Below are 11,787 nucleotides of genomic sequence, written 5' to 3'. Positions count from 1 at the left end.
TCCTTAAACCCGACTTAAATAACCAGCGACACGGCCAACGGCAGGAACACCGCCGTGGCCACGCCCATCAGACTCATGGCCAGCGCCGCAAAGGCCCCGGTCTCTTCGCTTTCCTGCAAGGCCACCGACGTACCTACGGCGTGAGCGGTCATGCCCAGCGCCATACCGCGCGCTTCGGGGCTGTGCACGCCCAGCCGTGACAGATACGCCGGACCGATCATCGCGCCGATCACCCCGGTGATCAGCACGAACACCGCCGCCAGTGCCGCCACGCCGCCGATCTGCTCGGCCACCAGCATCGCAATCGGTGAGGTCACGGACTTGGGTGCCATGGTCATCAGCATCATGTGTTCGGCGCCAAACCACCAGCCCAACAGCACGCACAGGCCGGTGGCCAATACGCCTCCCACCAACAGCGTAGTAAAAATCGGCCAGAACAATTGGCGAATTCGTCGCAGATTCAGGTAAAGCGGCACCGCCAGGGCTACCGTCGCAGGGCCCAGCAGGATGCTCATGATCTCGGTGCTCTTGCGGTACTCGACGTACGTCAGGCCACAGCCGAGCAACACGCCGATCACCAACAGCATCGACACCAGCACCGGTTGCAGGAAAATCCAGCGGGTTTTCTCGAAACCGGCCAGCACCAGTTGATAGGCGCCGAGGGTGATGCCGATGCCGAACAACGGGTGATGAATCACGGCCGCCCAGGCGCCCTGCCAGTCCAGTGTCATTGGCCGTCCTCCCGCTGCGCCTGGCGCTTGACCAGTTTCTGCATCAGCACGCCGACAAAGCCCATGGCGATCACCAGCGACAACACCAGCGCGCCGACGATGGCCCAGAAGTCGGCGGCGATGTCCTTGGCATACACCATCACGCCGACCGCAGGCGGCACCAGCAGCAATGGCAAATAACGCAGCAGGCTGCTGGCCGCCAGGCTCAGGGGTTCACCGACTTCGCCGCGCCACACCAGGAAGGCCAGCATCAGCAGCAGCCCGATAATCGGCCCCGGCAGCACCGGGACAAACAAATGATTGATCGCCGTGCCGAGTAATTGAAACAGCACCAGCCATGTCAGACCGCGTAACAGCATCCGTTCTTCCCCCCAAAAGCGTGTCGGCATTATAAGCACGCTGCCTCTATGGAGCGGCATTCGCCAAAAGCATGGTGGGTTGACCGGGCCAAGTGCCCGTGATGATCTACATTGGTTCTCTGGACCTGTCCAAAACTACAAAAACGATGAAGCCAACCGAGCAAAGAAGGAGAGTCGCAATGCCCTCAGTACCCGTAGCGCAACTCAAAGAATATGTCGGCAAGGAACTGGGACGTTCTGCATGGCTCACCATCGACCAGGAACGTATCAACCTGTTCGCGGAAGCCACCGGCGATTTTCAGTTCATCCACGTCGACCCGGTGAAAGCCGCCCAGACCCCGTTTGGCGGCACCATCGCCCACGGTTTCCTGTCGCTGTCGCTGATACCCAAGCTGATCGAAGACATCCTGATCATGCCCGAAGGCCTGAAGATGGCGGTCAACTATGGCCTGGACAGCGTGCGCTTCATCCAGCCCGTGAAGGTCGACTCCAGGGTGCGCCTGGCCGTGACCCTGACCGACGCCACCGAGAAAAAACCTGGGCAATGGTTGCTTAAAGCCACCTGCACCCTGGAAATCGATGGCCAGGAAAAACCGGCCTACATTGCAGAATCGTTGTCACTCTGCTTCGTCTGAAGCCTGGCTGTGGTGAGCCCGTCCGCTCACCACAATTCATGTAAATTTATGTATAGATCTCGCAGCTGCGGCATACTCGGCGCTCAATTATCCGGATCCCGCTATGCGCCCACTCGCTCCCCTTGCTCTTGTCCTGTTGCTCACCGCGTGCGGCGACGGCGAATCGCTGTTGCCGCCCGATGCGCGGCTGCCCGATGGCGGTCGTTACCGTGGCGATGTGGTCAATGGCTTGCTGCAAGGCCAGGGCCGGGTGGATTACCCCAATGGCAGTTGGTACGCGGGCCAGTTCGATAAAGGCCAGTGGCACGGCCAGGGCGAATGGCATGGCAGCAACGGCGAGGTCTATAAAGGCCAGTTCCAGCAGGGCCTGTTCGACGGCCAGGGCAGCCTGACCACGTCGGGCAACAGCTACGTCGGCGGTTTCAAACAAGGTAAGCGCAACGGCGAAGGCACCCTCAAAGAGGGGCAGATGACCTATCGCGGCGAATTCAAGGACGACCAGTATTCCGGCCTCGGCCGCCTCGAGCTGGCCGACGGCAGCCAGTACCAGGGCCAGTTCGCCCACGGCAAGCCCAACGGCGAAGGCCAGCGCAACGACGACAGCGGCAACCAGTTCAGCGGCCGCTTCGTCGATGGCCAGCTGGAGGGCAACGGCACCTTCAACAGCGCCGACGGCGACATGTACATCGGCCATTTCAAACAAAACCAGCTCAACGGCAAGGGCCGCTACGAAAACGCCGACGGCGACGTATGGATCGGCGAATTCAAGGAAGGCGCCCTCAGCGGCAAGGGCGAACTGATAGGCGTCGATGGCAGCCACTACGTCGGCCAGTTCGTCGACTGGCGCTTCACAGGCACAGGCCGCCTGAACCTCACCGACGGCAGCTTCTATATTGGCGGCTTCGACAGCGACAGCTATCAAGGTCGTGGCACTTTGGTGCTCACCGACGGCACCGTGCAGGCCGGCACCTGGGTCAACGGCATGCGCGTGCGCGACGCCGAGGGCAAATTGTTGCCTGACCCGCTGGAAATCGGCCTGTTTGCCCAGGGCCACTTGCTGGATGCCGCCCTCGCCGCCGTGCCCGCGTCCAAATCGGGGGTGGAGCTGTACACCCTGGTGGTGGCCGGCGACGGCAAACAAAGCGTGTTCCTGCGCGAAGCCGACTACGTCAGCAACATGCTTGCAACACGCTTCGGCGCCTACGGCCAGATCCGCCTGGTGAACCATCGCGACCATATTGCCGACCGCCCGATGGCCACTCGCGAAAGCCTGCGCCGCGCAGTCCAGACCCTGGCCGAACGCAGTGGCCCGCAAGACCTGGTGTTTATCTACCTGACCAGCCACGGCACCCACGAGCACGAACTGGTGCTCGACCAGCCGCGCATGGAGCTGGCCGACCTGCCGGCCGATGAGCTGGCCGCCGTGCTGGCACCGCTGAAGAACCGCGACAAGATCATCGTGATTTCGGCCTGCTACTCCGGCGGGTTCATCCCGGCCCTGAAGGACGAACACACCCTGATCATGACCGCCTCGCGCGCCGATCGTGTGTCGTTCGGCTGCTCCGAAGAGGCCGACTTCACCTACTTCGGCGACGCCCTCTTCGCCCAGGCCTTCAACCAGACCGACGACTTGCAGCAAGCCTTCAAGCTGGCACAGACCCACGTCGCCGAACGCGAACAGGCGGACAACTTCGAAGCCTCCGAACCGCAGATCTGGGCCCCCAAAGGCGTAATCGCCCATTGGCAATTATTACGCAAACAGCAGGCACGAAAGGCGCTCGAAAGCGTCTCAATGAATAGCAAGGAAGCCAAGAGCAACTAAGCTGAATCTGTATCAAGGGGGAAACATCATGTACCTGACGCCTCAGCATATCTTGCTCGCCGGAGCCTCCGGCCTGACCGGGGAGCACCTGCTGGACCGCCTGCTCAACGAGCCGACCGTGACCCGCGTGCTGGCACCCAGCCGCAAGCCTCTGGCCGAGCATCCACACCTGGAAAACCCGGTGGGCGACCCTGCAGTATTCCTGCCGCAACTGAGCGGCCAGGTGGACATCGCCTTCTGCTGCCTGGGCACCACCATCAAGCAGGCCGGCTCCGAAGAAGCGTTCCGCGCCGTCGACCTGGACATGGTCGTGGCCTTTGCCAAGCGCGCCCGGGAAATGGGGGCGCGGCACCTGATCGTGATCAGCGCAATCGGTGCCGACCCGAAATCCTCGATCTTCTACAACCGCGTCAAGGGCGAGATGGAACAGGCGTTGAAAGCCCAGGATTGGCCGCAGTTGACCATCGTCCGACCTTCGCTGTTGTTGGGTGAGCGATTGGAACCGCGGCTGGCCGAGCAACTGGCCGGGCCATTGTCGCGGCTGATTCCGGGCAAGTACCACGGCATTGAAGTGTGCGAACTGGCGCGGGCGATGTGGCGACTGGCGCTGGAAGAGCAGGATGGGGTGCGGGTTATAGAGTCGGACGAGCTGCGCAAGCTCGGCAAGTAATTTTGCAGTGAGGCGACGGGCCTCATCGCGGGCAAGCCCGACTCCCACATTGACCGCGCTGTCATGGCGAACACAGTCTCATGTGGGAGCTGGCTTGCCTGCGATGAGGCCGGCATAGGCGCCGACCCTTTCAGGCTCTAGAGCCCGCCCGTCGCGTTAAACCCAACCCCCAGCACCGTCAGCACCGACAGCGGCAACAGCAGCGTGTCGAGCAAGGCACTGGCCGGCAGGTCGACATGGGGATAGCTCGGCGCCTCGGCCCCAAAACGGTCCATCGCGCAGCACCCGCCCTGAATCGCATACATGTCCAGCCGCGTGCCGGCATACACCACCGGCGCGCCGGGCTGGGCTGCGTCCAGGGTTCGCGCAGTCGCACACCCGGTCAGTTGCAGCGCCAGCAGCACCATCAATAGTTTATTCATCACTGCTCAAATGGTGCTCGCCCCAGCGCGGCAGCATGTCCTGGGGAATGTTCAGCAGGTTAAGAATCCGCGCCACCACAAAGTCCACCAGGTCATCGATGGTCTGCGGCTGGTGATAGAAGCCCGGCGACGCCGGCAAGATAGTCACGCCCATGTTCGACAGCCTGAGCATGTGCTCCAGATGGATGCTCGAATACGGCGCTTCGCGCGGCACCAGAATCAACTGGCGACGCTCCTTCAAGGTCACGTCCGCCGCGCGCTCGATCAGGTTGTTGCAGGCGCCCGTGGCAATCGCCGACAGGGTCCCGGTGGAACACGGCACCACCACCATCGCGGCCGGCGCACCGGAGCCCGACGCCACCGGTGACATCCAGTCTTCCTTGCCATAGACCTTGATCTGCCCCGCCGCCGCACCGGTGTACTCGGTGAGGAAGGCCTGCATCATCTGCACTTTGGGCGGCAACGCCACATCGGTCTCGGTGGCCAGCACCAGTTGCGCGGCCTTGGAGATCAGGAAGTGCACCTCGCGGTCTTCGCGCACCAGGCAGTCCAGCAGCCGCAAGCCATAGGGCGCGCCGGACGCGCCGGTCATCGCCAGGGTGACGCGTTCCGGGCCGCTCACTTCAGGGCCTCGGCGAGTTTTCCATGCAGCCCGCCAAAGCCGCCGTTGCTCATGATCACCACGTGAGTGCCGGGCCTGGCCTGGTGTTTCACGTGCTCGATGATGCCTTCCAGTGAGTCGCGGCAAATCGACGGCACCGTGCACAACGCGGCGATGGCAGGCAGGTCCCAACCGAGGTTGGCCGGCGCGTACCACACAACCTGGTCGGCATCGTTGACGCTTTCCGGCAAACCATCACGGTGGGCGCCCAGCTTCATGGAGTTGGAGCGCGGCTCGATAATCGCGATTACCTGGGCATCACCCACACGCTTGCGCAAGCCATCCAGGGTGGTGGCGATGGCCGTCGGGTGGTGGGCAAAGTCGTCATAGATGGTAATCCCATTCACTTCGGCGACCTTTTCCATCCGGCGCTTGACGCTTTTGAACGCGCTCAAGGCCGCAATGCCCATGGACGGCACCACGCCGACATGCCGCGCAGCCGCCAGGGTGACCAAGGCATTGGCGACGTTGTGCTGGCCGGTCATGTCCCAATCGACGATGCCTTGGGCGACGCCTTCGAACAGCACTTCAAATTTGCAGCCATCTTCGCTCAGCAGTTTGACCTGCCATTGGCCGCCAGCACCGGTGGTTTGTACCGGGGTCCAGCAGCCCATCTCGATAACTCGCTGCAGGGCAGGTTCGGTGGTGGGGTGAATCACCAGGCCTTCGCTGGGAATGGTGCGCACCAAGTGGTGGAACTGCCGCTCGATGGCCGCCAGATCAGGGAAGATGTCCGCGTGATCGAACTCCAGGTTGTTCAGGATCGCCGTACGCGGGCGGTAGTGAACGAACTTGGAGCGTTTGTCGAAGAACGCGCTGTCGTATTCATCGGCTTCGATGACAAAAAACGGGGTGTCGCCGAGGCGCGCCGACACCGAGAAATTCTGCGGCACGCCACCAATCAGGAAGCCCGGGCTCATGCCCGCATGCTCCAGCACCCAGGCCAGCATGCTGCTGGTGGTGGTCTTGCCATGGGTACCGGCAACGGCGAGTACCCAACGGCCTTGCAGCACATGGTCGGCCAGCCATTGCGGGCCAGACACGTACGGCAAACCTTTATTCAGTACATATTCGACTGCCGGGTTACCGCGCACCATGGCATTGCCGATCACGACAAGGTCCGGGACCGGGTCGAATTGCGCCGGGTCATAACCTTGGGTCAGCTCAATGCCCTGGGCCTGCAGTTGCGTGCTCATGGGTGGGTAAACGTTGGCATCGGAGCCAGTAACATGATGGCCCAGTTCTTTGGCGAGCACCGCCATGGAGCCCATGAACGTACCGCAAATACCGAGAATATGAATGTGCATAGTCGACCTCGTAAAACATCGAGGCAGGTTAGCGCAGGGAAGGGAAAATCGCACTCTTTAGCTGTAGCACGCAGGCCTTGGGGGGTAGCCGCCATTGTTTGTCAGAGCGTAGGGGAATATTCGATAAGTCCGGTGCCACAGGATGCATGCATGGCATCGGACCCATCGCCAGTTTGACTGAGCATCATCCATGACTCGAAAGTTTACGCGGGGTTATGTCACACGACTTTTGTTTCGGCAGACTCTGCCGGTAATGACAGCGTTCCCATGTGCAACAACTTCCCTATGAACTTGTTTAATGCGTCGAATTTTTTATCAATAACATCCAGACGGCCTTTGTCATCGGTGCCGTCTGCGGGAGTGGCAATGTAAGGCCGGAATACCATGTCGTTTTCGTCCGCCAGTTTTTTAAGCTGTTCCTCCGCAGTTTTATACAAGGCCTCAAGCGTTTCCAGGCGCTCGCTTGGCGTACGCGACGAGGAGTCGCTCATTTTAAGTGCCGGAGCATTCGTTCCTTGACGCATTGCCATAATATTGTTGGCAATGACTTCCATGCGCAACTCGGCCAGGCCCAAGCGCGCGGTCGTGGCACCCGTGTCGGTGTCCTGCGTGGCGACGACCGATGTTGTCCCGTCGGTTTTCGCGGCAGGCACCTGCGTGCTTGGAGCCGGCTGGTGAGCCGGAGGGAGCAGTGGCGTATTGTTTGTAAACTGCGCCTTGATTTTCTCGCCCGACCAAACCGAGCCTGCGTAGGTACCAATACTCAGGGGAGCGCTGACCAATCCGCTTATACCCGCACTGACAAAGGCGTCACGGGCTACCGTTGCCGCCTGGGGCGAGGTATTGAACACCCCGGCCTTGACCAGGCGATCAGCAACCATCAGGTTTTGAGTCACCTGTGCCAAATCTTTAGGATCTGCGCTGGCCTGAGGCTTGAACGGCCGGTTGGCAGACCCTTGGTTCAACAATTTTTGTTGTGTCAGCGTTTGAAAATTATTGGGTTTCTCGGGCTTGGGTAGCGTTGTGGAGGTGTCTGTGGCCGGATTTTTCCCTAACCGGGTTTTAGGTTGGGGAGCTATTGGAGGGGAGCTGCCCTGGCCACCGGGACGTACTATCGGAGGCGTTACACCGCCATTGCGCGGGGCCGGTGGTGTATTCACTGGAGGTAGATTGACCGTGTTGGACCGAGATCTAAAAATGTGCATGGTTATTATCTCACTTGTTGTTACTATTTACGCATAAGCGCTATCAGCGAGTTATCGAGAAAATCGATAACCGCAAACTTAGTAACTAAACAGATAATGAACGTTCCAGAAGACAGTCACCTACGCACAAAAATACATGACAAAACATTAATACGGTGCGACTCCTATTACTTAACGCACAGTCACCCACGACACAGATTGATCACTCACAGCCAGAACAGGTAACGTCATCATTAAACCTGACGCGCTATACCATACTTACGTAACTTTCTATAAAGCGTATTTCTACTGACTCCAAGCACGGTCGCCACGTGCGTCATATGCCAGCGTTGCTGCACCAATGTTGCCAGCAATGCCTGGCGCTCGGCAGCATCCAGCAATGAGTTTGCCGGTTCACTCACCGCCACCGGAACGGTTTGCACGGCACGAATCTGTGCAGGCAGGTCATCAAGCCTCACCCGCCCGTCCTCACACAGTGCGGCGAGGGTGCGCAACACCGTGCGCAACTGCCGCACGTTGCCCGGCCACGCGAACGCCAACAGGGCCTGGCGGGCCTCGCCGTCAAGCTGCACCGCCTGATCTCCCGCTTCTTCGGCCAGCAGGAAGTCCAGCAGCTGCAATTTGTCACTGCGCTCGCGCAACGGCGGCAAGGCCACTTCCAGGCCATTGAGCCGGTAATACAGGTCTTCACGAAAACTACCGTCCTGCACCCGATCAAGCAGATTACGGTGGGTAGCGCTGATAATTCTGACGTCCACCGCTTGCGGTTCACCGCCGATGGGCACTACCAAGCGGTCTTCAAGCACCCTTAATAGCCGGGTTTGCAAAGCCAGCGGCATATCGCCGATTTCATCCAGAAACAACGTGCCACCATCCGCCTGCTGCAGCTTGCCGCGCATGCCTTCCTTGCGGGCGCCGGTAAAACTGCCGCCGCGATAACCGAACAGCTCGCTTTCGATGAGGCTTTCCGGGATGGCTGCGCAGTTGAGGGCCACAAAGGCTTTATCTGCGCGCAGGCTTGCATGGTGCACGGCCTTGGCAAACGCCTCTTTACCAGACCCGGTTTCCCCCTGGATCAGCAAAGGCACATCACGCTCGAACACCCGCAAGGCTCTGCGGAAATCGTTTTGCAGCGCCGCGTCTCCAAGGCAAATGCCCGGCAATCGCGGCCGCTCCGGCAAGGCGTGGGCCACCGGCACCGGTACGCTGCGTGGCTGGCCGCGCAACACCGCGAACAAGCCACGGCCATCGCGGGTACGCAGGGGCCAACTGGCGCTGGCGTTCGCGCTGGCACGCCCGAGCAACTCATCGAGCGAACAATCGAAAAACGCCTCGACCGGCTGCCCCAACAACCCGCCACGGATTTGCCCGAGCAGGTTCAACGCACTCTGGTTAACCGCACAAATGCGCCCTTCACCATCGAACGCCAGCAGCCCTTCGCTGAAAAGGCCCACAGACTCGGCCTGCAAATGAAAGCGCAGCAACCAGTGGTGCTCAAAATGGCGCAGGAAGTAACAGCTCTCGATCATCTTCGCCGAAAGATTGACCAGCGCCATGGTGTGGAACTGGCTCTGGCGCGACACCGCCTCCCGGGCCGAGGACACGTCCAGCACCGCCAGCAGTTCGCCATGAGGGTCGAACACCGGGCTGGCCGAGCAGGTCAGGCCGGTATGTCGGCCACGAAAGTGTTCATCGCGATGAATCGTCAGGGACTGGCGCTCCACCAGGCAGGTGCCGATGCCGTTGGTGCCTTCGCAAGCCTCGCTCCAATCGGCACCCAGCCACAGCCCGGCACCCTCGAAGATCTTGCGCTCGCTGGGGGCGGTGACGCAGTTGAGGATCACCCCACGGGCGTCGGTCAGCAGCACCGCATGGCCGGCGCCGGAGAGCTGTTGATGCAGGCTGTTCATTTCATTGCCGGCGATGCTCAGCACTTGTTGCAGGCGTTCGCGGCTTTCCAGCAGGCGGCCATGTTCGAGCACCGTGGGCGCGATGGTCAGTGCGGGGTCGAGGTGATAGTCCTCAAGACAACGCAGCCAGGAGCGGGCGATGGACGGATCGCTGCCGGGGCCATGCAGCGGGTCCTGCCCACGGGTGACCGTCAGGACTTGTTGGGCATGGCGACTGAAATGATCGTTTTGCATGTTCTTATTATTCTCCCTGCGTGAAGTACACCGCGCGCGAGTGCCCAGCATCCTCCAGCCTCCCGACCATTGCAATCCCGGGCAGACCCACCGGTCACAGGCTGTACCGCTTATGGCACAAACTGTTACCCAGGCTGTACCAAGCTTGCCACAGCAACGGTTTGCAACAACCTCTAAACCCTTGATTTACAGGCTCTACGAGGCACTGGCCCGACCTTTGCTCTACGCTTTAACAAGCACAACCGTGCGTCCTCCAATAAACACAAAAAGCCAGGAGATACCCACCATGCGTTACGCACACCCCGGTACTGAAGGCGCGATCGTTTCGTTCAAGGCCAAGTACGGCAACTACATCGGCGGTGAGTTTGTCGCGCCGGTCGATGGCAACTATTTCACCAACACCTCGCCGGTCAACGGCAAGCCCATCGCCGAATTCCCGCGCTCCACTGCCAAGGATATCGACAAGGCCCTGGACGCCGCCCACGCCGCCGCTGACGCCTGGGGCAAGACCTCGGCCCAGGACCGCTCGCTGGTACTGCTGAAAATCGCCGACCGCATCGAACAGAACCTCGAACTGCTGGCCATCACCGAAACCTGGGACAACGGCAAGGCCGTGCGCGAAACCCTGAACGCCGACATCCCGCTGGCCGCGGACCACTTCCGCTACTTCGCCGGCTGCATCCGCGCCCAGGAAGGCAGCAGCGCCGAGATCAACGAACACACCGCCGCTTACCACTTCCACGAACCGCTGGGCGTGGTCGGCCAGATCATCCCGTGGAACTTCCCGCTGCTGATGGCCGCCTGGAAACTCGCGCCAGCCCTGGCCGCCGGTAACTGCGTGGTGCTCAAGCCTGCCGAGCAAACCCCGCTGGGCATCAACGTGCTGATGGAACTGATCGGCGACCTGCTGCCGCCGGGCGTACTGAACGTGGTGCACGGCTACGGCAAAGAAGCCGGCGAAGCCCTGGCCACCAGCAAGCGCATCGCCAAGATTGCCTTCACCGGCTCCACGCCAGTGGGCTCGCACATCATGCACGCGGCCGCCGAGAACATCATTCCGTCCACCGTTGAGCTGGGCGGCAAGTCGCCGAACATCTTCTTCGCCGACATCATGAAAGCCGAACCGCAATTCATCGAGAAGGCCGCCGAAGGTTTGGTGCTGGCGTTCTTCAACCAGGGCGAAGTGTGCACCTGCCCTTCCCGCGCGCTGGTGGAAGAGTCGATCTACGACGACTTCATGAAAGTGGTGATGAAAAAGGTCGAGTCGATCAAACGTGGCGACCCGCTGGACACCGACACCATGGTCGGCGCCCAGGCGTCCGAGCAGCAATTCGACAAGATTTTGTCCTACCTCGAAATCGCCAAGGGCGAAGGCGCCGAGCTGCTGACCGGCGGCAAGGTCGAGAAGCTGACCGGCGATCTGGCCACCGGCTATTACATCCAGCCAACCCTGCTCAAAGGCACCAACAAGATGCGGGTGTTCCAGGAAGAAATCTTTGGCCCGGTGGTGAGCATCACTACCTTCAAGGATGAAGCCGAAGCCCTGGCGATTGCCAACGACACCGAGTTCGGCCTGGGTGCCGGCCTGTGGACCCGCGACATCAACCGCGCGTACCGCATGGGCCGGGCGATCAAGGCCGGGCGTGTATGGACCAACTGCTATCACCTGTACCCGGCGCATGCCGCGTTCGGTGGTTACAAGAAGTCCGGTGTGGGCCGTGAGACTCACAAGATGATGCTTGATCACTATCAGCAGACCAAAAACCTGCTGGTGAGCTACGACATCAACCCGCTGGGCTTCTTCTAACTGACAACCCGCTCCCACATTTGA

At 60.8% G+C, this 11,787-nt stretch carries 11 protein-coding genes; 4 read left to right on the top strand and 7 right to left on the bottom strand.

Annotation, left to right across the window (positions count from 1 at the left end; translation table 11 throughout):
* Nucleotides 1–14: 14 nt before the first annotated feature.
* Together HX818_RS25215 and HX818_RS25210 are read right to left on the bottom strand one after the other, a co-directional pair.
* Nucleotides 15–731 (bottom strand): LrgB family protein, encoded by a 717-nt coding sequence (locus tag HX818_RS25215; RefSeq protein ID WP_177020932.1) that lies wholly within the window; start codon nt 729–731, stop codon nt 15–17.
* Entirely contained in the window at nt 728–1,090 is a 363-nt protein-coding gene (locus HX818_RS25210; protein WP_003215424.1) for a CidA/LrgA family protein, read from the bottom strand. Before HX818_RS25210 ends, HX818_RS25215 begins: the two co-directional genes overlap by 4 nt.
* Nucleotides 1,091–1,269: 179 nt before the next feature.
* Between HX818_RS25210 and HX818_RS25205 the strand changes: the two genes are divergently transcribed.
* The 3 genes from HX818_RS25205 (at nt 1,270) to HX818_RS25195 (ending at nt 4,217) form a co-directional block, all read left to right on the top strand.
* Nucleotides 1,270–1,725 (top strand): MaoC family dehydratase, encoded by a 456-nt coding sequence (locus HX818_RS25205; RefSeq protein ID WP_003215423.1) that lies wholly within the window; start codon nt 1,270–1,272, stop codon nt 1,723–1,725.
* A gap of 103 nt (nt 1,726–1,828) precedes the next feature.
* A complete protein-coding gene (locus HX818_RS25200; protein WP_008436527.1) occupies nt 1,829–3,547 on the top strand; it encodes a C13 family peptidase in 1,719 nt (572 codons plus the stop codon).
* Nucleotides 3,548–3,575: 28 nt separating this feature from the next.
* The gene (locus tag HX818_RS25195; RefSeq protein ID WP_003215421.1) at nt 3,576–4,217 is read left to right on the top strand and encodes an oxidoreductase; all 642 of its coding nucleotides are present in this window, start codon (nt 3,576–3,578) and stop codon (nt 4,215–4,217) included.
* Nucleotides 4,218–4,354: 137 nt separating this feature from the next.
* On the opposite strand, the gene HX818_RS25190 is transcribed toward HX818_RS25195, so the two are convergent.
* The 5 genes from HX818_RS25190 to HX818_RS25170 form a co-directional block, all read right to left on the bottom strand.
* Complete coding sequence (locus tag HX818_RS25190) at nt 4,355–4,639, bottom strand: YceK/YidQ family lipoprotein (protein ID WP_023659172.1); 285 nt, start codon at nt 4,637–4,639, stop codon at nt 4,355–4,357.
* Nucleotides 4,632–5,261 carry a flavin prenyltransferase UbiX gene (gene ubiX / locus HX818_RS25185; protein ID WP_177020931.1) on the bottom strand — a complete coding sequence of 210 codons (630 nt, stop codon included), beginning with the start codon at nt 5,259–5,261 and terminating at the stop codon, nt 4,632–4,634. Before ubiX ends, HX818_RS25190 begins: the two co-directional genes overlap by 8 nt.
* Entirely contained in the window at nt 5,258–6,607 is a 1,350-nt protein-coding gene (gene mpl / locus HX818_RS25180; RefSeq protein ID WP_177020930.1) for a UDP-N-acetylmuramate:L-alanyl-gamma-D-glutamyl-meso-diaminopimelate ligase, read from the bottom strand. The genes ubiX and mpl overlap by 4 nt, the downstream gene beginning before the upstream one ends.
* A 218-nt stretch (nt 6,608–6,825) precedes the next feature.
* Nucleotides 6,826–7,812, bottom strand: coding sequence for a hypothetical protein (locus HX818_RS25175; RefSeq protein ID WP_256346377.1), 987 nt, complete (start codon nt 7,810–7,812; stop codon nt 6,826–6,828).
* A gap of 233 nt (nt 7,813–8,045) precedes the next feature.
* On the bottom strand, nt 8,046–9,956 hold the full coding sequence (locus HX818_RS25170; RefSeq protein ID WP_177008860.1) for a sigma-54-dependent Fis family transcriptional regulator: 1,911 nt from the start codon (nt 9,954–9,956) through the stop codon (nt 8,046–8,048).
* Nucleotides 9,957–10,242: 286 nt separating this feature from the next.
* Here HX818_RS25170 and HX818_RS25165 point away from each other — a divergent pair, with 286 nt between their 5' ends.
* Nucleotides 10,243–11,763 carry an aldehyde dehydrogenase family protein gene (locus HX818_RS25165; protein WP_003219398.1) on the top strand — a complete coding sequence of 507 codons (1,521 nt, stop codon included), beginning with the start codon at nt 10,243–10,245 and terminating at the stop codon, nt 11,761–11,763.
* Nucleotides 11,764–11,787: the final 24 nt, after the last annotated feature.

Source organism: Pseudomonas sp. F9001 (assembly GCF_013385435.1).
Lineage (GTDB): Bacteria > Pseudomonadota > Gammaproteobacteria > Pseudomonadales > Pseudomonadaceae > Aquipseudomonas.
This window is presented reverse-complemented; position numbering and strand designations above follow the sequence as displayed.

Coding starts and splice junctions, on each gene's coding strand:
- HX818_RS25215 (WP_177020932.1), bottom strand. CDS start 731: ATGACACTGGACTGGCAGGGCGCCTGGGCGGCCGTGATTCATCACCCG.
- HX818_RS25210 (WP_003215424.1), bottom strand. CDS start 1,090: ATGCTGTTACGCGGTCTGACATGGCTGGTGCTGTTTCAATTACTCGGC.
- HX818_RS25205 (WP_003215423.1), top strand. CDS start 1,270: ATGCCCTCAGTACCCGTAGCGCAACTCAAAGAATATGTCGGCAAGGAA.
- HX818_RS25200 (WP_008436527.1), top strand. CDS start 1,829: ATGCGCCCACTCGCTCCCCTTGCTCTTGTCCTGTTGCTCACCGCGTGC.
- HX818_RS25195 (WP_003215421.1), top strand. CDS start 3,576: ATGTACCTGACGCCTCAGCATATCTTGCTCGCCGGAGCCTCCGGCCTG.
- HX818_RS25190 (WP_023659172.1), bottom strand. CDS start 4,639: ATGAATAAACTATTGATGGTGCTGCTGGCGCTGCAACTGACCGGGTGT.
- mpl (WP_177020930.1), bottom strand. CDS start 6,607: ATGCACATTCATATTCTCGGTATTTGCGGTACGTTCATGGGCTCCATG.
- HX818_RS25175 (WP_256346377.1), bottom strand. CDS start 7,812: ATGCACATTTTTAGATCTCGGTCCAACACGGTCAATCTACCTCCAGTG.
- HX818_RS25170 (WP_177008860.1), bottom strand. CDS start 9,956: ATGCAAAACGATCATTTCAGTCGCCATGCCCAACAAGTCCTGACGGTC.
- HX818_RS25165 (WP_003219398.1), top strand. CDS start 10,243: ATGCGTTACGCACACCCCGGTACTGAAGGCGCGATCGTTTCGTTCAAG.